The following is a 25,867-nucleotide window of genomic DNA, read 5'->3' as shown; positions in this document are numbered from 1 at the left end:
TTTACGACGAGACACTGCTTCGTCGTTCTGACAGCCTATACCGGATTACCCGGCATCAACATCCTCCTTTAGTGCCTGAGTGATCGTTACACCTGTAACGCATTTACAGGCAATCGCATTACAGCCGTAATGCCAGGGCCTTCTGCCACATTGCTCCGCCACCCTCTCCTCCTTTCACAAAAATCCCTGAAACCCCTTTATTTCAAATACCTGGAAAATAAAAAGCCCTTGGAAACCGATGTGGCACGTCATCTGCTCCGTTCCTATTAGCGTGTTCAACGACGCACCGGGGATCAAAGACTCCCCGCCAACAAAAACAATGGAAATCTGGAGAACCGTGATGACCGAAACCCAAATCACCCCCACCCAACGAGTTCAGCAGTGGCTTGACGGGTTCAGCGAGATACTGCAGTCGAGCGATCCTGGAAGGGCAGCGGAACTGTTTGAAGCAAACGGCTTCTGGCGAGATCTGGTTGCAATGACCTGGAACATAAAAACCCTGGAAGGCCGGGACCATATCCGCGACATGCTGGAACAGACCTCGGAACATGTCCGCCCCAGCAATTGGAAGGTCGCCGAAGACGCGACAGAACAGGACGGTGTAACCGAAGCCTGGATTACCTTCGAAACCAGAGATGCTCTGGGTAAAGGGCACATCCGGCTTCGCGATGGCACTGCCTGGACCCTGCTGACCACCATGCAGGAATTAAAGGAATTCCCAGAGAAGAAAAACTTCCTTCGACCCAAAGGCGCTCAGCATGGAGCGACCAAGTCACGGAAAACGTGGCTTGAGGCAAAGCAGGACGAAGAACAGGAGCTGGGATACAGCCGCCAGCCCTACTGCGTGATCATCGGCGGTGGACAAGGGGGCATTGGCTTGGCTGCCCGTCTGCGGCAACTGGACGTGCCAACGATTGTGATCGAGCGAAACCCGAATCCAGGCGATTCCTGGCGCAACCGCTACAAGTCTCTTTGCCTGCATGACCCGGTCTGGTACGACCACATGCCTTACCTGCCATTTCCGGACCACTGGCCCGTTTTCGCGCCGAAAGACAAAATCGGCGACTGGCTCGAAATGTACACCAAGATTATGGAGCTCAACTACTGGAGCTCAACGGAGTGCACGGGTGCGCGATACGATGAGGCCAGTCAGAAATGGGTCGTGGAAGTGGTTCGGGACGGAGAGCAAGTCACCCTTCGCCCCAAGCAGCTCGTCCTGGCTACCGGAATGTCGGGCATCCCCAACATACCCGACATTCCCGGAATGGACAGTTTTGAAGGCGAGCAACATCACTCCAGCAAACACCCCGGTGGCGCTGCCTATAAAGGCATGAAGTGCGTAGTCCTGGGTGGAAATAACTCCGCACACGATATCTGCGCTGCGTTATGGGAGAACGACGCCGACGTCACCATGGTTCAGCGTTCATCAACCCACATCATCAAGTCCGACACTCTGATGGAGCTGGTGCTAGGCCCACTCTACTCCGAAGAGGCGGTACAGAACGGCATGACCACAGAAAAGGCCGATCTCACATTTGCGTCGGTGCCCTTCAAAATCATGCCCGATATGCACATCCCGGTTTACGAGCAGGTCGCCGAACAGGATGCGGACTTCTACAGTCGGCTGAAGCGAGCAGGGTTCCTGCTGGACTTTGGCGATGATGGCTCAGGGCTGTTCATGAAATACCTGCGCCGTGGCTCAGGCTATTACATCGATGTCGGTGCATCCGAACTTGTCGCCCAGGGCGAAATCAAGCTTAAAAGCGGGGTCGGTATTGAACGCATCAACCCCCGATCTGTCACCCTGACGGATGGCACCGAACTGCCGGCCGATCTGATTGTTTACGCCACCGGCTTCGGCTCCATGAATGGCTGGGCGGCACGAATAATATCCCAGGAGGTCGCCGATAAAGTTGGAAAGTGCTGGGGTATGGGATCAGATACCACCAAAGACCCTGGCCCCTGGGAAGGTGAGCTGCGCAATATGTGGAAGCCAACGCAACAGGAAGCGCTCTGGTTCCATGGGGGCAACCTGCACCAGTCACGCCACTACTCGCTGTATCTCGCACTTCAACTGAAAGCCCGAAAAGAGGGCATCGACACGCCAGTGTACGGTATGGAAAACGTTCATCACCTTTCCTGACACCGGGATGGCTGGTCTCGGCCAGCCATCAATCGTGATCAGATCACAACTGCTCCGGCCGCGGTGGACTGCCCACCCTCACTTCGCTGAGTTTCTCCTGGGCCAGGCCGCGGAACAGGGCAAACATCATGGCGAATACGAGGATGAACATCGGCAGGCCAACCACGGTGATCACTTCCTGCAACGCGGTCAGCCCAGCGTCACCGGCAAGTACGATCAGCATCGCTGCCAGCATGCCTTCAGACACACCCCAGAAAACGCGTTGATGCCAGGGGCCCGGGTCCGGAGAGCCCGTGCATAACATATCGACCACCAGGGAAGCGGAGTCCGATGAGGTCGCGAAGAAGATGGCGACAATCACAACCGCCAGGCCCTGAATCAACGTAGCCCCCGGGAAGTTTTCGAAGAACGCGAACATGGCCAGGGGAACACTTTCCCCTACGGCTTGTGACAACACCCCCGCCTGTTCGCCCAGCGCCTCCCTGGCCTCCGGCCCAATGCCATCGATCTGCATTGCTGACCAGCCGAAAATGGCAAACCAGATCAGGGTGAAGATTGATGGCGCGAACAGGACGCCGAGCACGAATTCACGGATGGTCCGCCCCCGTGAAATCCGCGCCACGAAGATGCCGATAAAGGGCGACCAGGTCACCGTCCAGGCCCAGTAGAATACCGTCCAGCTGCCCTGCCAGCCCCAGCCGCCATCGTCGCCGGTATAGCTTGCAAGTGTGTCGTTCCAGAAGGCCATGGGCAGCAGGTTCGATATGTAGAGGCCGAACGTCTCAACCACGGCTCGCAGAAGGAAAACCGTCGAACCGGTGAAGAGCACGAATACCATCAGGCCAACGGCCATACCGATATTGATGTTGGACAACCGCTTCACACCGGAGTCCAGCCCGGCGACGATCGACCCCACAGCGACGGCCGTCAGGATGGCAATGATCAGCACCTTGGTGATTACCGCATCCGGAATGCCAAACAACTCAGTCAGCCCGGCGTTGATCTGCTGCGTGCCCAGCCCGATTGACACCGCCACACCGAACAGCGTGCCGAGGATCGCAAACACATCGAGAGTCTTGCCGAGAGGCCCGTATATGCGGTCGCCGATCAACGGATAGAACACCGAACTGAAGCGCATCGGCAGGTCGTAACGATAGATAAAATACGCAAAGGCAAGCCCCGGCATGGTGAAGATCGCCCAGGTGTGCAGCCCCAGGTGGTAGATAGCGAAGCTCATGGCATCGTCGGCGGCTTCGACCGAATAGGGCTCGACATTCGGCCTCGGCGGGGAAGAAAAGTGCGAGATGGGCTCGGCCACGCCCCAGAACATCAGTACGGTACCGATGCCGCCGGCAAACAGCATGGTGAACCAGGAAATATTACTGTAGGCCGGTTTCGCGTCGTTGCCGCCCAGCCGGATGGCGCCGAATCGGCTGAGCGCAACCCACAAGAGGAACGCTACCCAACTCGTCACCCCGAAAATGAAAAACCAACCCAGGTTGGTAACGATCCATTCACGCCCCGCTCCGAAGGCCTCTCCGATTGGGCCGGGCGCAATCAGGAGCACGACCAGAAACAGGATCATGATCCCAGCGGACGTGAAAAAGATGGTCGGGTTGGTCCTGAGACCCAACTTTTTTGCGAGAGCTTCCATGACGATTCCTCCCCGAGTCTTTCCGACAACATAGGAGCTAATCGAACGGCACGCCAAATTGTGGGCGAGATTTCATGTTTCTGAAGGCAAATGGCTATCGCCAGAGAACGCTGAAATCCCGGTTGATTACTACTGGGACTTGCTCGAATAGACGCTCAAGGCCGTCACTGTGACCAGGATGAGCCCCATGCCGAGGAACTGGACGCCGCCCAAGCTCTCATTGAGCAATAAAATGCCGAAGAGCGTAGCGGTAACAGGTTCGACCATCGCTACAACGGCAGCGACGGTTGGTACGGTGTGCTTGAGACCCACGATATAGCTTATAAAAGACACGCCACCACCGAGCACCCCCAGCGCAATGAACATCGGCCATTCCGGTGCACCCAGCACAGCAATGACCTGCACAAGGCTGGCTGGCCAGATCAGAACAATACCGAGCACGGCAAACGCGATCACCAGAGCAGCCTGAGGGCTGCCGTTCCTGGCAGCAAACTTGAAGCCGAAAATAAACAATGCATAGGACAACCCCGAAAGCAGGCCGGCAACCACGCCAACCCACGTAATACTGCTACCGCCAACGTCATAGATACCCGTGAGTAGAGCGATGCCGACAATAACGATGACAATGGCCACGCACTTGAACGGCGTCGGCTGCTCCAGCCCGATGGCAAAGGAAACCAGAAACACGAACACCGGGGCGCAATACATGAGGGTCGCCGCGACGGCAACGCTGCCCTCGGAGATACTGAGGAAATAGAAGGAGAAGTTGCCCGCCACGCCAAGGCCGGCCACCGCCGCCCAGAACCAGAGCCGCGGCTTGGCCAATCCGCTGTTCCCAGGACGTAGAATCAGCCAGACAAGTACAAACAGCAGGCCGACAATCCCCCGGTAGAACGAGACTACGAACGAGCCCCACCCTTCTGCGAGCAGGATGGCGCCGATACCACCCGAAAGCCCCCAGAAAAGGGCTGCAAACGCTACAAGCATTGCACTTCTTAGCGCGCGGTCACCGGATTGTTCTGGCGTGTGATCAGTCAGAATACTCTCCCTCCCGCTGCCCCCTACGAAAACAGGGCAAAAATTACGGCAATTCCCAAAGAAACCAGCAACGACATTGGAATAGTCAAAGCGATCTCCTGCGACGGCCCTTGATAGCGCACCGACAGTACGTAGCTCATTACCGCCACCGGCATCGCACACTGAATCAGGAAAACCTGCGCTTCCATGGCGCTCAACGGCCAAATCAGCAACAGCACCCACGCAAGGGCTAGACCACCCAATGGCCGATACAGACTGAACACGAGAGGCCTTAGCATATCCCGCGCGCCTGACAGCCGCAGGTTGGCAATAGAGCTGCCCAATTGCATTAGCATTATCGGTACGGTAATCGAGCCCAGCATATCCAGCGTTATCATCACCGGTCCAGGCGGGCGAACGTTTGTCGCCAACAGAAAAGCACCTGCGATCAATGCCAGGACGGGCCCGTTCTTCAGCATTGCCCTGATGGAAAACCGGCCGGACAGGCAGCCGATTCCCAACGTAAAATGACTGACCTGAATCACCGAGGAAATCACCACCGCCAGCCCAAGCGACTGCGGACCAAACAGCGCAAAGCACACCGGAATCCCCATATTGCCCGTATTCGGGTGCACCAACGCCGGAAGATAGGACCTCACCGGCAGGCCAGCTAGCGTAAGCAACAGTGCAGTGACCATCGCCATGACGACCAGCCAGGCCACGGTAATGCCTACAAGGGCACCCATTCCGAAAATGTCCATATCCATGCTCAATACGGAGTGGAGCAGCAACGCGGGGATTCCAACGGTGGTAACCAGGCCAGCCAATGCCTTGCCGTCAAAAAAATCGGTTTTTCGGCCAAGAATGGCCCCGAGGAGTATCAAAGACAGCAGAGGGACAAGGGCTTCTGTGAGATGCTGAATCATAGTGAATAAAGAGAGGTCATGGTTTCAGGCTAAAGGGAACGGGGTTTGGCACTTTCAATACTCGGGTATAACTTCAACGCGAGATCATAAATAATGATGCCATATAGACTACCATTAAGCCCCAATATCCCGGGGTAAAGGTAACTCCGCGAAAACCGATACCTGGCCGTATTGCTGATAAGCCAATCTGCCACCGCCCTTGCCGTGGCAGGTTATAGAAAAGTACCTGAGGGCAGGTTAACCTGTAACCTATTGAATCTATGTTTTACTACTTTGGCTTTGGCTCCAACATGAGCATGCTCTCGCTGAGAGCGAAGGGTGTCGAGCCTCGGGCATCTACGAAAGCGGTGCTGCGCGGATGGCGGTTATGCTTCAACGTGCAGCACTTCTTCCGCCATGAGGGTGGTGTTGGCAACATCGAAAACACCGGCCACCCGGACGACCGGGTTCTCGGCGTGCTCCATGAATGCCCGGACGAGGCGCTTTCTCTGTTGGATCAGGCCGAAGCTTACGGGCATGGCTATAACCGCATAGAGATCGAGGTAGAGCCGGATAACCCTAGCGCGGCAATGGCCCCGAAGGTCTCTGCTCTCACCTATGTGGGCATGCCCCAATTTATCGACAATGACTGCCGACCAAGCCGTCGTTACCTGAACATCGTTCTGGAGGGAGGCCGCCAGGCCGGACTGGATGGCAAATACCTGGAGTCACTGGCCAATCAGCCCATTCATCAACTTGATGAGTACCCAACGTTCGCGGCACCACCCGGAGACTACCCAACATTTGACCGGGCGTTGCTGGCAAAACAGCCGCTGTACACGGCCCTCTACGGGGCCGTGTTTGATATGTCCGAGGCGAGGCCTCTGCACCACTTCCTCAAAGGCTTTTTTGGAGGCAGGGACATGACGCTTTTTCACCTCAGGCGGCTGGACAGCAGCAACGTTGATGAAACCATGGACGATATCCGGAACGGACGCCTCAACAAGGCCCAGAAGCGATACCTCAACGCCTATCTGAACGAATACGCCAGAGAGTATCGCTACGTCGGCCGCTATAACTATGATAAAGACTGAGGAGTTCTCATGCCGTCTTTCCCGCCAGCCCTGGCACACAATGCCATCGAAGAGATCCTGCCGGATCTGTTTTTTGTCAGTGGTGCCATGGAAACCGTCCTTATGGACCTGGATTGGCAATTCAGCCGCAACATGACCATCGTCCGTGACGGTGAACGGCTGATCCTCATCAATACGGTCCGCCTTGATGATGACGGCCTGGCGGAACTGGACCGACTGGGAAAAGTAACCGACGTGATTCGGCTTGGCGCTCTGCATGGGCGTGACGATGCGTTCTATGTTGACCGTTACCAGGCGCAGTACTGGGTGATGCCAGGTCTGGAACCGGAGGACCAAAGCGGGTCTGAAAGAGAGGCAAACGTCCTCGGCCAGACGCTGCCCCTGAGTGACGCATCGCTATTTCAGTTCCAAACTACCAAACTTCCTGAAGGCGTACTCCACCTCCAGCGGGATGGCGGCATCCTGATAGCCTGTGACGCCCTGCAGAACTGGCTGAAACCCGACGAGCACTTCTGCGACGCCTCGCGACAGCGAATGGAGCAGATGGGCTTCTTCACACCCGCCAACATTGGCCCAGTCTGGCTGCAGGCGGCGGAACCTGCTGCCGAGGATTTTAACCGCCTCAAAACACTGAACTTCAAACACGTTCTCTGTGGCCATGGCCAACCCCTACTGGACAACGCCAAAGAGGACTTCAGCGCCACCTTCGATCGAGCGTTCCATTGCCAGGCGTGATCCCCAGGAGCGGCACCTGATGCAGAGCGAATTACAGCTGCCCGGATACACAATCTCCTTCTGCCTCTGGAGAAAAGCAGGCCGGGCGGCCTATCGCGCACGGCGACTCTCGGACGGTGCAGACGTCTGCATTGAAACCCTTGATACCGAATATCCCGACCGCAGGCAGGTGGCCACGCTCAATCACGAAGCCAGCATTGCTTCACGGCTCGACGGCGTGAAAGGCGTACGCAGGGTTCATGACATATTGCCACACGGTAGTGGGAACCTGGCGCTCGTCACCGATCCCTGTGAGCGTTCGCTTGCCTCGGTAATGGCCGAGAGCCGTAACAGACGCTTGCCCCTGCCCCAGGCGCTGGAAATAGCCCAGGCCCTGGTACAGATTCTGAGCGACATCCACGCACAGGACATCGTGCACAAGTCGCTGACACCCCATAACGTCCTGTTTGACTCAAGAAGTGGCGCACTGGTGCTGTCGGGGTTCAATATAGCATCGGAGCTGGGGCAGGAGCGGCAGGCCAAACAGCTGCCCAATCAGCCCGAGGCGGCATTGGCCTACATGTCGCCGGAACAGACCGGGCGCATGAATCGGAGCCTCGACTACCGCTCGGACTACTATTCCCTCGGCTTGCTGCTGTTTGAACTTCTGACCGGCCAACCTCCGTTTACAGCCAACAATACCCTGGAGTGGGTACACAGCCACATAAGTCGTCTGCCTCCGGCGCCTCACACCGTGTTTGAGGACATACCCGAGGCCCTTTCAGACATTGTGCTGAAGCTTCTGGCCAAATCCCCGGAAGAACGTTATCAAAGCAGCCTGGGCCTGCTGCACGACCTATCCCGTTGCGCCACGTCGATAGAACAGGATCTGCCACTGCTGCCCTTCACACTGGGTGAAAAGGATCATCTGCAGAAGTTTCTGATTCCCCAGGCACTTTACGGCCGCGAGCGCGAGCTGCAGGAGCTGCTGGGCCTGTTCGAGCAGGCGGTGGAGGGACGATCCCGCTTCTGCCTGGTTCACGGCTACTCCGGCGTTGGCAAGTCGGCACTGGTCAACGAAATTGATCGCTACCAGATCCGCGAACGCGGTTTTCTGGTCCAGAGCAAGTTCGACCAGTTCCAGCAAAGCGAAGCCTACTCAGCACTGGCAGCCACCTTTCGTGCCCTCGTGCAGCAAATCATGCTAGAGCCCGACAACCAGCTTGACTGCTGGCGCACCGAACTGCTTGGTGCGCTGGGGCCCAACGGCGCCCTGGTGATCGACCTGGTACCGGAGCTGGCGCTGATTATCGGCGAACAACCCCCTGTGACCGAGCTGCCACCCTCAGAGAGCCGTAACCGGTTGCAGCTGGTACTGACCGCATTCCTGCGAGTGTTTGCCGGCGAAGGCCATCCGGTCGTGCTGTTCCTGGACGATCTGCAGTGGAGCGACACCCCAACCCTCGACCTGATACGCCGTATAGTCACCTCCAGGGACCAGAGCCACCTGCTGTTGATTGGCGCCTATCGCAGCAATGAAGTCGGCCCTGGGCACCCGCTCAGATTGCTCCTGGATGACCTCAACAACCATCGGCGAATTCATCAGATCCCTGTGGGGCCGCTTGATGAATCGTCGGTGGACCAAATGGTGGCCGATGCCCTGCGTTGCGAGCCGGAAACGAGCCGCACACTGAGCGAGATGCTGTTTCACCGCGCCCAGGGCAACCCCTTCTTTACCAACGAGTTGCTGCGACAGTTCCATGCCCAGGGGGCAATCTGGTCAGATTCGGGCAGTGGCCAATGGCACTGGCAGCTCGACAGGGCCAGTTGGGATGAAACCAGCCATGACGTGGTTGAGTTCATGCTGGATAACCTGCGACAGCTCCCGGACGAAACACAGAACGTACTTCAACTGGCCGCCAGCATCGGTAATACCTTTACCCTGCAAACGCTCGCCACCATCTACGAGCATACCGTTGCGGAAACCGCCCGGGCCCTTCTGCCGGCGTTGAAACAGTACACCGTGCTGCCGCTACACAGTGATTATCGCCTGGCGAGACACCAGGACGAAGAGCGGGTGCTCAACCCCAGCTATCGTTTTCAGCATGACCGGGTGCAGCAGGCTGCCTACAACCTCATCGCAACCGACGAGCTCCCCCGGGTACACTTAACGGTCGGGCGCCTGATGTTACAACACGGCGGCGGGCAGGTCGCCGATGACCAATTGATTGATATCGTTAATCATCTCAATCAGGGGCGTGCGCTGATCCAGTCCGGGTCAGAACGCCTTCAACTGGCCGAGTTCAACCTTCGTGCCGGCAGTCGCGCCCGACAAACCTCAGCCTATCAACAGGCACTCGACTACTTGCAGGTCGCCGAGGAATTGCTGCCAGACGACGCCTGGTCACAGATGCCCTCACTGATGGCCACATTGGCGTCAGAGATACAGCTTTGCCTCTACCTCACCGGACGTACCGAAGAGGCCGACCATTGGTTGGAACAGATGCTGGACCATGCGGACTCCCGGCTGCATCGCGCCGACATTCTCGCCATACGTACCCGGCAGAATGCCACGCTGGGTAGAATGGAGGCGTCTATTCACGCTGCCATTGAGGGGCTGGCACTACTGGGTGTCAATTTCACCGAACACCCCAGCCAGCACGATATCGATGTCGAACGCCAACGGGTACTGACGAACCTGGCTGGCCGCGAAATCACCGATCTGGTTGGCGCTCCTGTCATCGAAGACCCAGCCACATTGACCGCCATGCGTCTGCTGATGGAAATCTTTGCTGCCGCGTTTCTCTCCGGCAGCAAGCTGTTCAGCTACCTGGTGCTAAAAGCGGTTAACCTGGCTTTGCATCGGGGCAACTGCCCGGAATCGGCGTTTGCCTATGCCGCCTACGGCATGCTTTTGTGTGGTGAGCTGGACGAGCCCGCCCTGGGCTATCAGTACGCCAAGGTTGGCCTGGCCATCAATGAACGGCTTGATGACCTCAGCCTGAGGGCGCGCGTTATCTATGTATACGCCATGTTCGTTCATCACTGGAGCAACCACTGGGCAACGCTCACGCCCTGGTTCCGCAAGGGCATCGAAGCCGGCTATCAATCCGGCGACCTGCTCTATCTGGCCTACAGTGCCCAGGACTGCGTGATCTGGGACCCGGGCATGGATCTGGAAACCGCAAGCCAGTTGCATCAGGAAAACCTCGACATCGTTCGCGAGTGCGCCTACCAGGATTCGCTGGACTCCGGTTCCCTCTTCCTGCAGATGCAGCGCAATTTTCTTGGCACCACCCACTCACCGGCCAGTCTGAGCACCGATGATTTTGATGACCAGGCGTGTCTCGAGGCAATGAGTACGCGCCGGTTCATGACCGGCATTGCCAATCATCAGATCTACAGTGCCGAGATCAACCTGCTCTACGGGAACTACGAACAGGCACTGCACTTTGTCAGAAAGCAGGACAAGCTAATCAAGTCCGCGATGTCCCTGCCCCAGCTCGTGCGTTTCTACATTGTTGCCAACCTCACCCTCACGACTCTATTCCCCACCATGAACAGGGCTGACCAACAGGCCACACGAGAACGCCTGGAACGGGACCTGGCGCGCATGACCCGTTGGGCGGACAATTGCGAAGCGAATTTCCGCCACCTTCAGTTTCTGATGACCGCAGAACTCGCCCGCCTGGATGGCAGGCACGACACCGCACTGGAGCTCTATGACACGGCCATCGACATGGCACGGGCAAACGGCTTCCTGCGCGATGAGGCCACTGCCTTTGAGCGCGCCGCACGGCACCTGCTGGCACTGGGTAAAGGGCGCTCAGCCGAGGGTTATCTCCGTGGTGCCCACGGGGTATACAACCGCTGGGGCGCACAACGCAAGGTAGAACAGCTGGAGGACGAGTTCCCGGTGCTTCGTCAGTGGGTTCAGGCCCACCTCAGCCCACCAGGAAGCCATTTGGCCAGTCTCGACCTGGCATCGGTTATGAAAGCCTCCCGTGAGATCTCCGGCGAGATGGTGCTGGACCAGCTGTTGCAGAAAACCCTGGCGATTCTGCTGGAAAATGCCGGCGGGCAATGGGGCTGCCTGATTGTCCGGGCCGGTGGCACATTCAGTGTTGAGGCCATAATCCGGCCAGAGCAGCCGTCACCACAGGTTGAGATCCCCACCCACTCAACACTCAGCGATCGTCAGGGCAAGGCCCTCGCCCTGCCAATGAGCGTGATCAGCCAGGTGTTTCAAAGGGGCGAAGCCGTGGTCCTGCACGATGCCATGGCCGACGGCCCGTTTGTGAACGACCCCTACACTGTTCACCTGCATCCACGATCAGTACTGTGTGTCCCTATCATCGTGCGGGAACGTTTTGAGGCGGCGGTCTACATGGAGAACAACCTGACCGACGCCGTCTTCACCGACGACCGGGTGGAATTGATTCAACTGCTCTCCGCCCAGGCGGCTGTCGCCATCGAAAACGCCCGGCTCTACACCCAGGTACAGGACCATTCCCGGCTCCTGGAAGAGAAGGTGGTTGAACGCACGGCAGAGCTGGAAGAACTCAATGAAGAACTGCAACGCCTGGCCGACCGCGATGGCCTGACCGGCGTCGCCAACAGGCGTTCCGGTGACGCCTACCTCAAAGACACCTGGCTGCGCCTGAGAAGGCAGCCCCAGCCCTTATCTGTGGTTATGCTCGATGTGGATCACTTCAAGCACTTCAACGACAATTACGGCCACCAGATGGGTGACGAATGCCTGATCCGGGTTGCCGAGACACTGCAGGCGCAACTGCAGCGCTCAACCGACATGGTGGCGCGCTACGGGGGAGAAGAGTTCATTCTGATACTCCCCAATACTGACGAAAATGGTGCGATACAGGTCGCTGAAAATGCCCGCGTTGCCATCGAAGCATTGGACATCAGGCACGACCATTCAACGGCGCGAGATTGCATCACCGTCAGCGTGGGCTGCGCCACCATCGTTCCCGATGACAAGAGCAGTCTCGAAGAATTGGTCTTTGCCGCCGATGCGGCACTCTACAAAGCCAAAGAGAGCGGCCGAAACCGAATTCAAGCGGCTGAGAGCGCTTGAGATAACGAGACTTTTTTACCAAACTCAGTGATCTTGAGATTATGATCAACGCATTTGCCGTATCCAACTACCGCAGCCTCAAGAGTATCGTCGCGCCCCTGACCGGCCTCAATGTGGTAACCGGGCCCAACGGCTGCGGCAAATCCAACCTTTACAAGTCTCTGCGGTTACTGGCTGAAACCGCAAAGGGCAACTTAATCTCGTCGATCGCGCAGGAAGGCGGGCTGGATTACACGTTCTGGGCAGGGCCGGAGACCTTTACCAAAGGCATGAAAGACGGTGTCGATCCCGTACAGGGCTCTGCCAAAAAACAGAACAGCCGGCTCAGACTCGGCTTCGTGGGTGAAGACTTCGGCTACGCCATCTCACTGGGTATGCCCGCGCCTCAGGGATTTGCGGGCTACCAGGACCCGTCCATGTTTCAGTTTGACCCGGAAATCAAGCGCGAGTGCATTTGGGCGGGAGACGTCTGCCGTCCCAGCAGTTGCCTGATTGACCGGGTCGGGCCTGTGGTGAAAGTGCGCAACGGTCGTAAATGGGAAGTCTACAACGCCCACCTCAACACCTACGAAAGCATCCTCAACGAAATCAGCGATCCGGTGGCTGTGCCCGAGGTTCATGCTGTCCGGCAAACCATCCGCAACTGGCGCTTCTACGACCAGTTCCGAACCGATCCCCAGTCCATCATCCGCACTCCCCAAATCGGTACGCGAACGCCGGTGCTTGATCACGACGGCCATAGCCTGGTCGCGGCTCTGCGGACCATCCACGAGATTGGCGACCGGGCGGCGTTGTACGATGCCATTGAGGATGCCTTTCCCGGGGCAACCATCAACTTTGAGGCAGACTCCGGCAACCGTTTCATACTGCAGTTTTTGCAGGAGGGGTTGCTGCGCCCCTTAAACCAGGCGGAGCTGTCGGACGGCACGCTTCGCTACCTGTTGCTGGTAGCCGCACTACTCACGCCAAGACCACCGTCACTATTGGTGCTTAATGAACCGGAAACCAGCCTGCACCCGGATTTGCTGCCTGCCTTGGGGCGCCTGATCAATCGCGCATCACGTGAAACCCAGGTGTGGGTCGTTTCCCACGCACCACGTTTGGTGGCAACGCTGGAACAGGATGGCGACTGTAACTCCATCGCCCTGAACAAAGACCTTGGCGAAACTATAGTCCTGGGGCAGGGTTTGTTGGATGCGCCACCCTGGCAATGGGCGGATTAATAATGGAATTCACTTTCCTGGGCACATCCGCCGGCACCCCGACACGGTCACGAAATGTGAGCGGGCTGGCCCTGTGTCACTCCGGTCCCAAACCCTGGTATTTGATCGACTGCGGTGAAGGCACGCAACACCAGTTGCTTCGCACCCGCTACTCGGTTGTGCAATTACGCGCCATCTTCATCACCCATATCCACGGCGACCACACGTTTGGCCTTCCAGGGCTGCTCACCAGCGCCTCCATGCTTGGCCGCACGGAACCGCTGGACATCGTTGCCCCCATCCAGGTACAACGTTTCATCAGCGCAGTGCTCGCAAACAGCGACTCCAGCCTCAGCTACTCGCTAAACTTCATCGATTCCGAAGCATCGGATTTCCAGTGGCAGGATGAGCACGTCAGGGTTACCAATGTGGCACTTTCCCATCGTGTTGCCTGCCGCGCCTATGTGTTCACCGAGCAAAGCCTGGAGCGGCAACTACTGCGGGACAAACTAAGGTCGGAAGGCGTAGAGCCCGGCCCCGGCTGGGGCGAATTGCAGAAAGGAAACGATATAACACTGGAGGATGGCCGCCTGCTCCGGAGTGACGATTACACTCACATTCCCCGCAAAGCCCGCCGCCTGATCGTCGCCGGCGACAACGACACCCCGGACCTGCTGGCCGGTGCCTGCGACGGCACCCACGTGCTGATCCACGAAGCCACCTATACCCAGGACGTGGCCGACCGGGTCGGCCCCTGGCCACAACACAGCTCCGCTGAACAGGTCGCCCGATTCGCCCAACAAGCTCACTTGCCCAACCTGGTGTTGACCCATTTCAGCTCACGTTACCAGTCCGGGCCGGGAGGCGCGCCCCACATCAACCAACTGGCGGCCGAAGCCATGCAGCACTACAAGGGCCAACTGTTTCTGGCGCAGGATTTTGATACCTATCGGCTGGAAAAGGATTTGTCGTTGAGTTGCCTGACCCAAACACATTCAATGTGACGAAGGATATTCACAATGACGTATCAGTTCGAAGACCTAAGGAAGGCTTGCCGGACAGAATGGCGCGACTACATTGAACACAGTTTCGTAAAGCAGTTAGGCGATGCGTCGCTCGCTCCCGAAGCGTTTCAGCACTACCTCAAGCAGGATTACCTGTTCCTGATCCAGTTTGCCCGCGCCTTCGCCCTGGCGGCCTACAAAAGCCCAACCTTGCTGGATCTCCGCCAGGCAAAGGAAGGCTTGCAGGCCATCGTGGATGTAGAGCTGGACCTACACATCAGCTACTGCAAGGAATGGGGCATTTCAGAAGCAGAACTTGCCAACCTGCCGGAAGCGCGCGCCACCCTTGCCTACACACGCTATGTGCTCGACACGGGCAACCGCGGCGATTTGCTCGACCTGCATGTTGCGCTCTCACCCTGCATGGTGGGCTACGGGGAAATCGCCAATTGGCTGAACAAACGGGCAGAAACCATTCGGGGAGACAAAAACCCGTATGACGCCTGGATCGCCATGTATGAAAGCGACGAGTTCCAGCAGGCCATGCACGCGGAAATCCAGTGGCTGGATGAACGACTGGCGGATGTATCCCCCGCCAGGTTCGAGCAGCTTACCCGGATATTCAGCGACGCCACCCGGCTGGAAATCGATTTCTGGGAAATGGGTCTGAAACAGAGCGATTGAGAAACGCGTGGTCAACCACAGCACTTCTTGAACTTGGCACCACTCCCGCAATGGCAAGGATCATTGCGGGAAGGCAGTTTCGCCGTGGTCACCGTCGCCCCTTTGTTCAGGAGTGCCGTCAGTTCGGTGATGAATTCAACCGCACCCTCGCGGGCATCCACTGTAATGTTGGCATGCAGATTGGCTTCCGCCACCTGAGCTTCGACCTCCTGCCTGCGCGCCTCACTGGTAACCACCAGTGTTAGCGGAAACTTCTTGCTGCCACTCTTCTGACTGGCCTTGGTCTGGAAGCCACCATGGGCGGTGTGGTGCTGGCGCGCGTCCTGCCGGCCTTTGTAGAAGAACTTGTCTGACATGCTGAAATCTCGATGAATGGAAGAGTACCCGGCGCCCGAAAAAAGCGAGCGAGCACCGGGCGAGACGTTTTAGCATGCTTATTGAATTGGATATATAGGCATAAGTGGAAATTCGATGCGCCACCCGCCCCGCTCTCATCAAATCACTCTGGCAAAGTGTCGCCTGACCCGCCCATCTCGGCCGGAACATCCTTCATCTTTGGTAGCCCGTCGCGAATCGGCAGTACCGATTCCTGGTAATGCACATGGACCGCGGGCTCAAACGCCAGGTCCGGAAGGTTGGCAACATAGACGTCCATAAGACTTAACGCCGGATGATCGGTAAACACATGACCACCGCACTTTTTACACCACTTGCGATAGCTTTGTTCCGTGAGATGGAATTCGCCAATGTGATCGGCACCCGCTAACACCTCGAAGCTGTCGTATGGCCACAGAGAAAACGCATTCACCGGCCCGGCCGACCAGCGACGACAGGAATCACAGTGACAATATCCCATCGCTTCGGGTGCGCCAGATACCTGAAACTTAACAGCGCCACAAAAACAACTGCCCTGGTACTGAGTCATAACGATCTCCCCCGTTCGTTGGTTAAACACCACCTTCCCAGAGCCACCCGTTTGCTGTACATGATACGAAATCACGAAACTGCCAGGACTTTGGTAGCAGGAAAGTTACGATTCGGAGCGACGGTTGACGGCTACCCGACAAACCGCACAAACTAACAGCTCAACCCTCCCAAGATAGAACGCACATTCAATGCCCGCAAACGTCAAAACCCGGATTTTGTTCCGCTCCAAACGACTGAACCTGTACCTCGTCCGCTACCCGGAAGGTCACAAGGTGGGACCGCACCTGGACATGACTTCCGAAGGCCGGCTGTACAAACTCAATTGTGTTCTGGTAAAGCCCAAAGCCGGCGGTGAGTTCATCTGCGAAAAGAACATTTTCAACTTGTTTGGCCGGGTATACCTGTTTCGACCAGATCTCTACCAACACCGGGTTTCGAAGATTGAACGTGGGAATCGTTGGTTGCTCAGCTTTGCACTTAACACATCGGGTAACGTTCCCCTGGCACAATGATCGCCTAGATCCGACAGAAGCCGTCAGCCCAACAAGCACGCCTTGGCCTCATTAATACGGGCAGCCAAGTAGTTACTCCCACCGCGGTCCGGGTGTACTTTCTGCATCATCCTGCGGTGAGCCCGAATGATCTCGTCCTGTGTTGCACCGGGCTTCAGCCCCAAGATGTCCAGTGCTTCGCTCTCGGTAAGTGGACCGCCAGCATTGGCTTGTTCTTCGAATTCTTCGCCTCCAGCGCTGGCCTCATCGTCAGCACGCCATGAGTCACCAAACCGGCGGTCAAGATAACTTTCCAGCAGCCGGGCGGAGTCCTCGTCGTGCGCCCGGCAGTATCGCAACAGCTCAAGAAATTCACTTTCGCCCAGGTCCGCCAGCTCTCGCCCGGCCATGGGGCCTTTCAGGACCTTGCCACTCATGGTGCCGGAGTCATGATCCAGGCTCATTTCCAGAATGTCGCCGGAGACATGGGATTGGTTGCCCGAACTTGCGTTTGCATCTCCCGTTCCGGCCCCCGCCATGCGCCCCGTCAACAATGATGGCAGCACCCGGCGTAGCAGTGGATAGAGAAACGCCAACAACGCGAATAAGGCGTGCAAGCGGCCGGTAACGGCCATCAGAACCACTATCCCGATAGCAGCCATCAAGGCCAGCTTTATCATCGCCGGCTTACGTTGGCTGGCCGGCTGGTTGCGCAGCCAGACCCACGCAACAACCGACAGTGCTATGACCAGAAGCGTTAGTGGCACTCAGATACCCCGGAACTCATCGGTCCATCGATGGCTTGAACGTGGATTGAAACAAGCGCTACTTGATCTGCTGGGTCAAGCGCTTGACCTCTGGAGAGCTGCGGCTGGAAAAATCCTGCAGGGCCTTGGCTCCCCCGGAAGCATAGACCGCCACCGCAGCCATAAGATCCTTGAGAACCTGCGGACTGTTGCGATCGAAGGGGGCATAGGCGCCACCAGACAACTTGCTCACCTGCTGGAACACTGCTCTGGCATGAGCGTCGGCGCCCTCGTGGAACATGAACACCGGCGTTCGCAGCATCCCCAGCTCCCCCGCGGTATGGCACAGTTCGTCCACCGGTTCCTCGCAACAGTCGCCAATAAACACCACCGCCCTTACGGCCTTTTCCCGGGTTTCTTTCACGGCATGAGCCAACACCCGGCTGATCTGGGTGCGCCCACCCAGGCAGGAAACGCCGTTCATCAGGTTCAACAACTGACCGGTCTCCGTCACAAACCCTGTGGCCTTGAACTCGCCAAAGCCGCGGTAGTAACAAAGTTGGATAGCCAAACCACCCAAATCCCGGGTCGCCATGAACAGTTCACTCTGCAAGTGGCAGGCCTCATCCCAGGTTGCCTCCCGGCTGGCGGTGGCATCCAGCGCGAATATCAGCCTGCCCTGCCCGCCACCCTGTTTAGGCAGTGTGCGAACCTCGTTGATAAACTGGTCGATGGCCTGTCTATCGGATTTGGGGCGCAGTTCTTTGTCGGCCATAGTGGTCCTTTCTCGTTTACCAGTGCGTCACGCACCTGGGTTACCATCAGCCCGCCAGTGCTGCCCGCACCTTCTTGCTCAGGTGGCCCATATCAACCCGGCCAAGCACCTGGGGCTTTAGCTCGTTCATCACTTTGCCCATATCCTGCATTCCCTGTGCATCGGCAGCGCTGATGGTCATTCGAATCAGGCCGTCCAGATCATCCTCACTCAGAGCCGCAGGCATGAATTCCTCGATGATTACCATTTCCGCTCTTTCCTTGTCACCCAACTCCTCGCGCCCCGCCTCATCGTACTGACTGGCGGCGTCACGGCGCTGTTTGAGCATCTTGTCCAACACCTTGAGGACATCCTCGTCGCTCAAATCACGGCGCTCATCAATCTCAATCTGTTTGACTGCCGCCTGCGCCATACGCAGGGTGACAAGCCGGGTCTTATCCTTGTTCCGCATCGCGTCTTTCACCGCGGTGTTGAGTTGTTCCTTCAGTGTTGCTTCTGCCATTGCCGGCCTCCTTCAGATGAGTTAAATCAACTTTCCCAAATAGTGATTCATAGCACGATGGGAGTGAACCAAAAAGCTATTTGCAGACTACACTGCTAACCTGCTCATTCTTTTGACACCAGTGGAGTCACTGCATGATTACCGTTCACCACCTCAACAATTCCCGTTCACAACGCGTTCTCTGGATGCTGGAAGAATTGGGAGTGCCCTACGAAATCCAGCGTTACGAGCGTGACCCTAAAACCATGCTGGCACCGGCCAGCCTAAAAAAAGTGCACCCGCTGGGTAAATCACCGGTGATTACCGATGGCGATCTGGTGGTAGCGGAGTCAGGCGCTATTATCGAGTATCTGGCCCACACCTACGGCAAAGACACCATGTTGCCGGAAACCGGCGGCCAGGCGTGGCTGGATTATACCTACTGGCTGCATTACGCCGAAGGCTCCCTGATGCCACCGTTGGTAATGCGCCTGGTGTTCCAGAAGGTAAAAAACAGCCCGATGCCGTTTTTTATCAAGCCGGTGGCCAAAGGCATTGCCGATAAAACCACTGCTACCTTCATCGGCCCGATGATCAAAACACACCTGGATTTCGTCGAAGCTCACCTGGCAAAAAACACCTGGTTTCTGGGGGACAACCTCAGCGCGGCGGACATTCAGATGAGCTTTCCACTGGAAGCCTCAGTAGCACGGGGTATCGTTGGCAAAGACCGGCCCCATATCAATGCGTGGGTTGAGAGAGCTCACGCCAGGCCGGCTTACCAAAAGGCGCTCGAGAAGGGCGGTGAATACGACTTTGCCTGAACGCACGGAGGAGGGCTCACTGCCCTCCCTTTTTTAGAAGCGAGAAGGCAACACCAAACCGACATGCAGATATGTCTCGGTTTCCCACACTTTTATTAAACACCGTTCGCCACCATCTAAAGGAGACAGACTTCGACCACACATCCCTCAGGATCACTCCATGAACGCGACCATCAAGCAATTCCTCCTGGTTTCAAGCATCTACCTACTCGCCCCAACCGTTAACGCCTTCGACCTTAACGACGCGCTTTCCAGCGGCACCGAAGCAATGACCTCGGCATCAGAGGTCAGCGGTGAAGCCCAGCAACTGGTCGGCCAACTCCAAAGCCAGCTCGGCGTCACGCAGGCCCAGGCAACAGGTGGTACTGGCGCCCTGTTACAGCTCGCAAAAAACCAGCTGGGCAACGACTCCATGAGCACCCTCACCAGCAAAGCCTCGGGCCTGTCCAGCCTGTTGGGCGGTGGTAGCAGCCTGAGCGAAAGCCTGCTCTCCAATATATCGTCGATGGACGGCGTGCGGTCGGCCTTTACAGCTCTGGGTATGGACAGCGGCATGATCCAGCAGTTTGTCCCGGTTATCATGAGCTTCCTGGGGAACCAGGGGGTTGGCTCTTCGTTGCTGGGGCAACTGCAGGGCCTCTGGACACCGGACGACTGAAGCGGTCGCCCTTCCCCGAGAGCGACGTTTACACCGTAATTCGCTCCAGGGCCTCCCGAATCCCTGGGGGAATCGGTGTCGAGGACTGGGTGGCACGATCCACGAACACATGGACAAGCTCGCCATGTGCGGCTGCCTGGGTGTCGTTCTCCATGAAAATCCCCACCTCGTAGGTCACAGAACGGGTGCCAATTCTGGCAACCCGAACGCCGGCTTCAAGGGCATCAGGGTAGGCAACCGGCTTCTTGAACTGGCAGCTGGAACTCACCATGAAACCCACTACCGGTGCGTTGTGTATATCAAGACCGCCTTCTTCAATGAGATAGCGGTTGATGACCGAATCGAAGTAAGAATAGTAGGTCACGTTGTTGACGTGACCGTAGATGTCGTTATCCATCCATCGGGTGATGATGGGGTAAAACACGGGAAAGTCAGATCGTTCCATGGAGGCAGCCTGGCGTCAGTGGTCGTCAAAAAGAATGACCTGGCGAATGGCCTTGCCGTTTGCCAATCGCTCAAAGCCTTCGTTGATCTCATCAAGGGTCAGGGTGTCGCTCAGTAGCTTGTCGACCGGCAACCGTCCCTGGCGAAACAGGCTGACGTAGCGGGCCACATCTCGCACCGGCACACAGCTTCCCACATAGCTACCCTTGAGGGTTCGTTCCTCTGCCACCAGGCTCACCTGTTGAATCGACACCTTCCTGTCAGGGTGTGCCAACCCACCTGTTACGGTTGTACCGCCGCGACGAGTCAGTTGATAAGCCAACTCCAGCGCCTTTTCAGAACCCGCCATTTCGATCGCACAATCAACGCCTCCGTTGGTCAAGGCTTTCACCTGGCTCACGCAATCTTCGTCCGCCGCGTTGATGCCAGCGCTGGCGCCCAGGCTCTTGGCCATCGCAAGCTTGTCTTCATCCAGATCAATGGCAATGACCTGTCCTGCCCCGGCCACCAGCGCACCCAACACACTGTTCAGGCCCACGCCGCCAAGCCCGATAACGGCGACCGTCTGGCCGGCTTTGATATCGGCCGAGTTGATGGCGGCGCCCACGCCCGTCAGCACGGCACAGCCAAAGAGGGCGGCATGATGAAACGGCAGGTCTGGATCAATCCGTACCAGTGAATGTCGGGACACCACTGCGTGATCGGCGAACGCAGAGACGCCCAGGTGGTGATTCACCGGCGTACCATCCGCCCGATGCAGCCGGTGTTCGCCACCAACCAGCGTACCGGCATTGTTCGCGACGGCCGCCGGTTCGCACAGGGCGGGGCGACCTTCGGCACAGGGGCTGCAGTGCCCGCAGCTGGGAACAAAGACAGTGACCACGTGATCACCCGGGCTGAGATCTGTCACCCCTGCCCCAACAGCTTTGACCACGCCTGCCGCCTCATGGCCCAGGGCCATAGGTACGGGCCTTGGCCGGTTGCCGTCAATCACAGACAGGTCTGAATGGCACAAACCCGCTGCCCGTATCTGAACCAACACCTCATGATCGCCCGGTGGATCCAGTTCCAGCTCTTCAATCGTCAGCGGTCGGTTTTCGTCGAAAGGCTGTGGCGCACCTATCGTTTCCAATACAGCGGCACGGATTTTCATAACGATGATCCTGTTGGTGTTTTTGTTCGGAATGTCCGCAAGGTACTAAGTTTCTCTGATTTAGGGAAGTTCTGGGGTTTCTCTACCGGATGATCAGGGCGTTAACAGGAAACCATAACGATTCCTGATAAAGTGAGCGCCTGTAAACGACTCCGTCCCACTTACCGGTAACTGCACCTGTCACTTATGCCCATTGCCATACCACCCGAGCAGACCATCTCCGAAGCAGAGATAGAGCTAGCCTTACGCTCGGGCATTGAACGGTACTTTGCCGACTGCAGGTCGCGGGTGCCAACGTTTATCGACCGACATTTCCATTACCCGGGGGCTATCGCGACCAACCGGATGGCACTGGGCTGGGACATGTTGCGGGCGCCGATCAATCTGCTTTGGGCACCGATGTACGCCCTTGCCTGCCTGGTAAAAATTCCAACGCGCAAACGCGCCGGCCTCAGATGGCTGTACGGAATGGCCGATCGTGTGCCTGCAGGTTTCACCACCCGCGTACAGCAGCACATATCGAGCCTGATTCAGGCCGACCTGCTGAACAGTGGTCAGCCTACGGGCCACCTGCTGGAAGACTATCTGGCGGAAGCGTTGGAGGAGGTTTATGAACGCCACAGTTCTGAGCCGGTCGACCACCAGCACTTTATCAAGCTAATAGAGCCTGTAATTGGCGACGCTCTCAGACAATACCGCGTAACCCGGACCGCCTCTGCCGATATCACCAACAGCATTTCATGCACCGTGCTGGGTGCATTTGCGTTCCAGAAGTTTACGCCTGGGGGCATAGGGCTCGGGGTGGTGCTGGCGTCCATGCTCGCAAAGACCCTGGCGGCACGGGACTTTATCTTCGGCGAAACCGTCGGCACGTGGTACTACAGCATCTTTCCACCGGAGCCGTCGCTGGCAACAACCGCCAGCGTCATGCTCGCGGTCATGGCCGCCCTGGCAGCGTTCGCAGCGTTGTCCGGCGTTATTTCCGACCCCGTGCAGGCGGCACTCGGCCTTCATCGTCGTCGCCTGCATAAGCTGCTGGATCACCTGGAGCGGGACGTATCGCTCAGCACCCAAAGCAGCTTTCGGCCGAAAGACCAGTATGTGGCCCGCATTCTTGACACGTTCGACATGATCCGAGCCGGGTTAATTTAGGCAATAGCCTCCCAGGCAGGGAGGACTGACTGTTCCTGAACTACAATCAGTACCTGCAGGGCCAAACTGACCAGAACTCACATGAGGCACCCATGGCGCAACCAACCCCGCTTCAAACCTTATTCGACACCCTTCCTCAGAGCGGCCGGGTTGAATGGATTGGCATCCGCCCTGCCCGTGGTGAGCCCATGACAATACTCGACAACGTGATGATCACGCCGGGCAAAGGCCTGGAAGGCGATCGATTCGAGGGCCGCGAGACCAGCAAACGGCAGGTCACCCTGATCCAGAAAGAGCACCTGCATGCCATTGCCTCCTGCCTCGGGCGGGATGCTCTTGACCCAGACATTTTCCGGCGCAACATTGTGGTCTCTGGCCTGAACCTCCTGGCCCTGAAAGGCAAAGCGTTCCGAATCGGGGGCGTGGTGCTGGAATACACCGGCCTGTGTCACCCCTGTAGCAAGATGGAGACTACCCTTGGGCCGGGCGGTTATAACGCCATGCGTGGGCATGGCGGTATAACGACGCGAGTGATTGAAGGGGGCGAGGTGGCACTTGGCGACAGCGTTCTGGCCTGCCTCTGAGCCGTTTATGGCTACTACTCCACCGTGATGGTGATCTTCTCGGACATCACAGGCGGCTGATGAGGTACGTGCAGGTGATCCCCCACCAGTAACTGCAAGGTGTGTTCGCCCGGTGACAGCTCCAGGGACGTCTGGGTTTGTCCGCCACCAAAATGAATATGACGATCATCGGACGGAACCGGTTGGTCCATCGCCGGCATATCGTCTACGTCCACAAGCAGGTGATGGTGGCCAGTGCCCTTACGTTCCACGCCCGCTGGCGCCACACCCAGCCCATCCAGACCGAATCTCACGGTGACTGGAGAACTCACGGTCTGCCCATCAGTTGGCGTAATAAAATACACCGACGCGCCTTCAGGAGCGGGTGTCGCTCCATGGACCCCGGCAACCATTGAGAAGGCAAGAACCGAACCAAGCAATAAACGTTGTGTGCTGCTGATCATGCTCATGACTCATTCCTTGAACGCGGGATTGACTGTTCAATGGTAGGACAGATTTTCGCATCTTGCCGAATATCGATACTGCCTTGTACAAGCAGCATCTACGGAGCTAGCCGAGCGTCCATACTGTTCTGCGCCAGTCGGCGGGCCTGCTCTTCGGTCATCCCCAGGCCATCACGCAGAGCCACGAAGTTTTCCAGCACATAACCGTCGAAATAGGACGGGTCGTCCGAGTTCACGGTAACCTTCAACCCCTGCTCCAACAGGTCCAGAATGTTGTGGTGGGTCATGTCCTGAAACACACGCAGCTTGATGTTCGACAACGGGCAAACCGTTAACGGGATCTGCTCATCCGCCAGTCGGTCCAACAATTTTGGGTCTTCCGCGGCACGGACCCCATGGTCAATACGGTTTACCTTGAGCAGATCCAGGGCCTGCCAGATGTACTCAGGCGGCCCCTCTTCACCGGCATGGGCAACCGCCAGGAAGCCCTCAGCCCTCGCTTTGGCGAACACCCGCTCAAACTTGCTGGGTGGATGGCCCTGTTCAGCACTGTCCAGCCCTACCGCAAAAAACTGATCACGAAATGGCATCGCCTGTTCAAGTGTCCGGAAGGCGTCATCTTCAGACAGGTGCCGCAGGAAACTGAGAATCAGCCCACCGGTAATGCCCAACTGCTCCCGCCCATCGCGCATGGCGCCGCTGATGCCGTTGATGGCCGCTTCAAAGGGAATGCCACGCTCGGTATGGGTTTGCGGATCATAAAAAGGTTCAACATGGACAACCCCCTGCGCCTGACACTTCTGCAGGTACGCCCAGGTGAGATCGTAGAAATCCTGCTCCGTGCGCAGCACATTGGCACCCTGGTAATACAGATCCAGGAATTCCTGCAGGTTATTGAAGGAATAGGCTTGCCGAAGCACGTCGACATCGCTCCACGGCAACTCAATGCCATTGCGCCGGGCCAGTGTAAACATCAGTTCAGGCTCAAGCGCCCCTTCCAGGTGTAGGTGTAACTCCGTTTTGGGTAGGGCTTTCAGCCAGGCTTCGTTCATCACACTCTCCAGGATGATTTATCGTGTATCAACAAATCATCCCGGAAAGCCATGAGTTCTTGCAAATCCCCGTGCAGTCCGCAAAGAAAAAAGACGACAGGGCAACAGCACAAGGCGTTATCCACTACCAGATAGGCCTACAGATAGCGCCCGCCAGCACCAATCACCACGACAATCAGCCCAAGAATCAGGTTGGTGCCCACCAGCTTGCGGATCTGTCCCACCTGGCGCCCGCCTTCCTGTGGGTCCTGATTGGCAACGGCCTGCTTTAACCGCCGGAAGGGGGCAAAATAGACGTGACAATAGAGCAGCATCATCACAATCCCCAGCCCCTGCATCACATGGACATGCCAGCCGGCTCCCGCCATGCCACCGAATACGCTGAAGACCATCCAGTAACCAGTCACCAGCAACAGAATGATTGCCACCCATACCCAGCGGAAAAACCGGGACAGCGTATGACACCAAAGAGCACCGCGCTGCGATGCATCAATGACCTCCACCACTGCTGGCCGCATGGCCATATAGGCGAAAAACATACCGCCAACCCAAATCACGGCAGAGAGAACATGCAATGCGATAGCCAGACCCATAAAGCGACTCCCGGATAAGAAATGTGTGACGA

The 25,867-nt window shown here is 57.3% G+C and carries 25 protein-coding genes; 12 read left to right on the top strand and 13 right to left on the bottom strand.

Annotation, left to right across the window (positions count from 1 at the left end):
* The first annotated feature begins 340 nt into the window (after positions 1 to 340).
* Entirely contained in the window at positions 341 to 2,143 is a 1,803-nt protein-coding gene (locus ACTRWH_RS08520; RefSeq protein ID WP_462826289.1) for an NAD(P)-binding domain-containing protein, read from the top strand.
* Positions 2,144 to 2,186: 43 nt separating this feature from the next.
* Here the strand turns inward: ACTRWH_RS08520 and ACTRWH_RS08515 are convergent, their stop codons facing one another.
* From ACTRWH_RS08515 to ACTRWH_RS08505, 3 genes are all read right to left on the bottom strand, one after another.
* Entirely contained in the window at positions 2,187 to 3,797 is a 1,611-nt protein-coding gene (locus ACTRWH_RS08515) for a BCCT family transporter (protein ID WP_007152688.1), read from the bottom strand.
* Between the two features lie 129 nt (positions 3,798 to 3,926).
* On the bottom strand, positions 3,927 to 4,784 hold the full coding sequence (locus ACTRWH_RS08510) for an EamA family transporter (protein WP_462826288.1): 858 nt from the start codon (positions 4,782 to 4,784) through the stop codon (positions 3,927 to 3,929).
* A 74-nt stretch (positions 4,785 to 4,858) separates the two neighbouring features.
* Positions 4,859 to 5,740 (bottom strand): AEC family transporter, encoded by an 882-nt coding sequence (locus ACTRWH_RS08505; protein ID WP_462826287.1) that lies wholly within the window; start codon positions 5,738 to 5,740, stop codon positions 4,859 to 4,861.
* 260 nt (positions 5,741 to 6,000) lie between these two features.
* On the opposite strand from ACTRWH_RS08505, the gene ACTRWH_RS08500 reads away from it, so the two are divergent.
* From ACTRWH_RS08500 to tenA, 6 genes are read left to right on the top strand one after another with little or no spacing between them, the layout of a single operon-like run.
* A complete protein-coding gene (locus ACTRWH_RS08500) occupies positions 6,001 to 6,813 on the top strand; it encodes a gamma-glutamylcyclotransferase family protein (protein WP_462826286.1) in 813 nt (270 codons plus the stop codon).
* 9 nt (positions 6,814 to 6,822) lie between these two features.
* Complete coding sequence (locus ACTRWH_RS08495) at positions 6,823 to 7,548, top strand: hypothetical protein (RefSeq protein WP_462826285.1); 726 nt, start codon at positions 6,823 to 6,825, stop codon at positions 7,546 to 7,548.
* A 19-nt stretch (positions 7,549 to 7,567) separates the two neighbouring features.
* Entirely contained in the window at positions 7,568 to 12,622 is a 5,055-nt protein-coding gene (locus tag ACTRWH_RS08490) for a diguanylate cyclase (RefSeq protein ID WP_462826284.1), read from the top strand.
* Positions 12,623 to 12,663: 41 nt separating this feature from the next.
* Positions 12,664 to 13,845 carry an AAA family ATPase gene (locus tag ACTRWH_RS08485; RefSeq protein WP_007152694.1) on the top strand — a complete coding sequence of 394 codons (1,182 nt, stop codon included), beginning with the start codon at positions 12,664 to 12,666 and terminating at the stop codon, positions 13,843 to 13,845.
* 2 nt (positions 13,846 to 13,847) lie between these two features.
* Complete coding sequence (locus ACTRWH_RS08480; RefSeq protein WP_228209919.1) at positions 13,848 to 14,828, top strand: ribonuclease Z; 981 nt, start codon at positions 13,848 to 13,850, stop codon at positions 14,826 to 14,828.
* 15 nt (positions 14,829 to 14,843) lie between these two features.
* Positions 14,844 to 15,512, top strand: coding sequence for a thiaminase II (gene tenA, locus ACTRWH_RS08475; protein WP_007152696.1), 669 nt, complete (start codon positions 14,844 to 14,846; stop codon positions 15,510 to 15,512).
* 11 nt (positions 15,513 to 15,523) lie between these two features.
* Here tenA and ACTRWH_RS08470 read toward each other — a convergent pair whose 3' ends face one another.
* Complete coding sequence (locus ACTRWH_RS08470) at positions 15,524 to 15,868, bottom strand: PBPRA1643 family SWIM/SEC-C metal-binding motif protein (RefSeq protein WP_007152697.1); 345 nt, start codon at positions 15,866 to 15,868, stop codon at positions 15,524 to 15,526.
* Between the two features lie 143 nt (positions 15,869 to 16,011).
* On the bottom strand, positions 16,012 to 16,437 hold the full coding sequence (locus ACTRWH_RS08465; RefSeq protein WP_036209304.1) for a GFA family protein: 426 nt from the start codon (positions 16,435 to 16,437) through the stop codon (positions 16,012 to 16,014).
* Positions 16,438 to 16,627: 190 nt separating this feature from the next.
* Here ACTRWH_RS08465 and ACTRWH_RS08460 point away from each other — a divergent pair, with 190 nt between their 5' ends.
* Positions 16,628 to 16,951, top strand: a complete 324-nt coding sequence (locus tag ACTRWH_RS08460; protein ID WP_007152700.1) for a 2OG-Fe(II) oxygenase — start codon at positions 16,628 to 16,630, stop codon at positions 16,949 to 16,951.
* Between the two features lie 23 nt (positions 16,952 to 16,974).
* On the opposite strand, the gene ACTRWH_RS08455 is transcribed toward ACTRWH_RS08460, so the two are convergent.
* Genes ACTRWH_RS08455 through ACTRWH_RS08445 form a run of 3 tightly spaced genes read right to left on the bottom strand, consistent with a single transcriptional unit; the run spans position 16,975 to position 18,953 of the window.
* Positions 16,975 to 17,697 (bottom strand): DnaJ domain-containing protein, encoded by a 723-nt coding sequence (locus tag ACTRWH_RS08455; protein WP_462826283.1) that lies wholly within the window; start codon positions 17,695 to 17,697, stop codon positions 16,975 to 16,977.
* Positions 17,698 to 17,755: 58 nt separating this feature from the next.
* On the bottom strand, positions 17,756 to 18,451 hold the full coding sequence (locus tag ACTRWH_RS08450; protein WP_127401778.1) for a VWA domain-containing protein: 696 nt from the start codon (positions 18,449 to 18,451) through the stop codon (positions 17,756 to 17,758).
* 46 nt (positions 18,452 to 18,497) lie between these two features.
* Positions 18,498 to 18,953 carry a GatB/YqeY domain-containing protein gene (locus tag ACTRWH_RS08445; RefSeq protein ID WP_462826282.1) on the bottom strand — a complete coding sequence of 152 codons (456 nt, stop codon included), beginning with the start codon at positions 18,951 to 18,953 and terminating at the stop codon, positions 18,498 to 18,500.
* Positions 18,954 to 19,087: 134 nt separating this feature from the next.
* On the opposite strand from ACTRWH_RS08445, the gene ACTRWH_RS08440 reads away from it, so the two are divergent.
* The gene (locus ACTRWH_RS08440) at positions 19,088 to 19,756 is read left to right on the top strand and encodes a glutathione S-transferase family protein (protein ID WP_085679512.1); all 669 of its coding nucleotides are present in this window, start codon (positions 19,088 to 19,090) and stop codon (positions 19,754 to 19,756) included.
* Positions 19,757 to 19,916: 160 nt separating this feature from the next.
* Entirely contained in the window at positions 19,917 to 20,414 is a 498-nt protein-coding gene (locus tag ACTRWH_RS08435) for a DUF2780 domain-containing protein (RefSeq protein ID WP_007152705.1), read from the top strand.
* A gap of 28 nt (positions 20,415 to 20,442) precedes the next feature.
* On the opposite strand, the gene ACTRWH_RS08430 is transcribed toward ACTRWH_RS08435, so the two are convergent.
* Positions 20,443 to 20,859: an acyl-CoA thioesterase gene (locus tag ACTRWH_RS08430; protein ID WP_007152706.1), complete on the bottom strand. Its 417-nt coding sequence runs from the start codon at positions 20,857 to 20,859 to the stop codon at positions 20,443 to 20,445.
* A 15-nt stretch (positions 20,860 to 20,874) separates the two neighbouring features.
* The gene (locus ACTRWH_RS08425) at positions 20,875 to 22,011 is read right to left on the bottom strand and encodes a zinc-dependent alcohol dehydrogenase family protein (RefSeq protein WP_007152707.1); all 1,137 of its coding nucleotides are present in this window, start codon (positions 22,009 to 22,011) and stop codon (positions 20,875 to 20,877) included.
* A 186-nt stretch (positions 22,012 to 22,197) separates the two neighbouring features.
* On the opposite strand from ACTRWH_RS08425, the gene ACTRWH_RS08420 reads away from it, so the two are divergent.
* Together ACTRWH_RS08420 and ACTRWH_RS08415 are read left to right on the top strand one after the other, a co-directional pair.
* Positions 22,198 to 23,163, top strand: a complete 966-nt coding sequence (locus ACTRWH_RS08420; protein ID WP_462826281.1) for a DUF6635 family protein — start codon at positions 22,198 to 22,200, stop codon at positions 23,161 to 23,163.
* A gap of 92 nt (positions 23,164 to 23,255) precedes the next feature.
* Complete coding sequence (locus ACTRWH_RS08415) at positions 23,256 to 23,747, top strand: MOSC domain-containing protein (RefSeq protein ID WP_462826280.1); 492 nt, start codon at positions 23,256 to 23,258, stop codon at positions 23,745 to 23,747.
* 14 nt (positions 23,748 to 23,761) lie between these two features.
* Here the strand turns inward: ACTRWH_RS08415 and ACTRWH_RS08410 are convergent, their stop codons facing one another.
* From ACTRWH_RS08410 to ACTRWH_RS08400, 3 genes are all read right to left on the bottom strand, one after another.
* The gene (locus ACTRWH_RS08410; protein ID WP_007152710.1) at positions 23,762 to 24,196 is read right to left on the bottom strand and encodes a DUF4399 domain-containing protein; all 435 of its coding nucleotides are present in this window, start codon (positions 24,194 to 24,196) and stop codon (positions 23,762 to 23,764) included.
* A 92-nt stretch (positions 24,197 to 24,288) separates the two neighbouring features.
* Positions 24,289 to 25,242 (bottom strand): adenosine deaminase, encoded by a 954-nt coding sequence (locus tag ACTRWH_RS08405; protein WP_462826279.1) that lies wholly within the window; start codon positions 25,240 to 25,242, stop codon positions 24,289 to 24,291.
* Between the two features lie 137 nt (positions 25,243 to 25,379).
* A complete protein-coding gene (locus tag ACTRWH_RS08400) occupies positions 25,380 to 25,835 on the bottom strand; it encodes a CopD family protein (protein WP_036209262.1) in 456 nt (151 codons plus the stop codon).
* Positions 25,836 to 25,867: the final 32 nt, after the last annotated feature.

Source organism: Marinobacter sp. G5_S1_61_S3, assembly GCF_054968585.1.
The sequence above is the reverse complement of the archived record's forward strand: the minus strand, read 5'-3'. Positions and strand labels throughout refer to the sequence as shown.

Coding starts and splice junctions, on each gene's coding strand:
- ACTRWH_RS08520 (WP_462826289.1), top strand. CDS start 341: ATGACCGAAACCCAAATCACCCCCACCCAACGAGTTCAGCAGTGGCTT.
- ACTRWH_RS08515 (WP_007152688.1), bottom strand. CDS start 3,797: ATGGAAGCTCTCGCAAAAAAGTTGGGTCTCAGGACCAACCCGACCATC.
- ACTRWH_RS08510 (WP_462826288.1), bottom strand. CDS start 4,784: ATGCTTGTAGCGTTTGCAGCCCTTTTCTGGGGGCTTTCGGGTGGTATC.
- ACTRWH_RS08505 (WP_462826287.1), bottom strand. CDS start 5,740: ATGATTCAGCATCTCACAGAAGCCCTTGTCCCTCTGCTGTCTTTGATA.
- ACTRWH_RS08500 (WP_462826286.1), top strand. CDS start 6,001: ATGTTTTACTACTTTGGCTTTGGCTCCAACATGAGCATGCTCTCGCTG.
- ACTRWH_RS08495 (WP_462826285.1), top strand. CDS start 6,823: ATGCCGTCTTTCCCGCCAGCCCTGGCACACAATGCCATCGAAGAGATC.
- ACTRWH_RS08490 (WP_462826284.1), top strand. CDS start 7,568: ATGCAGAGCGAATTACAGCTGCCCGGATACACAATCTCCTTCTGCCTC.
- ACTRWH_RS08485 (WP_007152694.1), top strand. CDS start 12,664: ATGATCAACGCATTTGCCGTATCCAACTACCGCAGCCTCAAGAGTATC.
- ACTRWH_RS08480 (WP_228209919.1), top strand. CDS start 13,848: ATGGAATTCACTTTCCTGGGCACATCCGCCGGCACCCCGACACGGTCA.
- tenA (WP_007152696.1), top strand. CDS start 14,844: ATGACGTATCAGTTCGAAGACCTAAGGAAGGCTTGCCGGACAGAATGG.
- ACTRWH_RS08470 (WP_007152697.1), bottom strand. CDS start 15,868: ATGTCAGACAAGTTCTTCTACAAAGGCCGGCAGGACGCGCGCCAGCAC.
- ACTRWH_RS08465 (WP_036209304.1), bottom strand. CDS start 16,437: ATGACTCAGTACCAGGGCAGTTGTTTTTGTGGCGCTGTTAAGTTTCAG.
- ACTRWH_RS08460 (WP_007152700.1), top strand. CDS start 16,628: ATGCCCGCAAACGTCAAAACCCGGATTTTGTTCCGCTCCAAACGACTG.
- ACTRWH_RS08450 (WP_127401778.1), bottom strand. CDS start 18,451: ATGGCCGACAAAGAACTGCGCCCCAAATCCGATAGACAGGCCATCGAC.
- ACTRWH_RS08445 (WP_462826282.1), bottom strand. CDS start 18,953: ATGGCAGAAGCAACACTGAAGGAACAACTCAACACCGCGGTGAAAGAC.
- ACTRWH_RS08440 (WP_085679512.1), top strand. CDS start 19,088: ATGATTACCGTTCACCACCTCAACAATTCCCGTTCACAACGCGTTCTC.
- ACTRWH_RS08435 (WP_007152705.1), top strand. CDS start 19,917: ATGAACGCGACCATCAAGCAATTCCTCCTGGTTTCAAGCATCTACCTA.
- ACTRWH_RS08430 (WP_007152706.1), bottom strand. CDS start 20,859: ATGGAACGATCTGACTTTCCCGTGTTTTACCCCATCATCACCCGATGG.
- ACTRWH_RS08425 (WP_007152707.1), bottom strand. CDS start 22,011: ATGAAAATCCGTGCCGCTGTATTGGAAACGATAGGTGCGCCACAGCCT.
- ACTRWH_RS08420 (WP_462826281.1), top strand. CDS start 22,198: ATGCCCATTGCCATACCACCCGAGCAGACCATCTCCGAAGCAGAGATA.
- ACTRWH_RS08415 (WP_462826280.1), top strand. CDS start 23,256: ATGGCGCAACCAACCCCGCTTCAAACCTTATTCGACACCCTTCCTCAG.
- ACTRWH_RS08410 (WP_007152710.1), bottom strand. CDS start 24,196: ATGAGCATGATCAGCAGCACACAACGTTTATTGCTTGGTTCGGTTCTT.
- ACTRWH_RS08405 (WP_462826279.1), bottom strand. CDS start 25,242: ATGAACGAAGCCTGGCTGAAAGCCCTACCCAAAACGGAGTTACACCTA.
- ACTRWH_RS08400 (WP_036209262.1), bottom strand. CDS start 25,835: ATGGGTCTGGCTATCGCATTGCATGTTCTCTCTGCCGTGATTTGGGTT.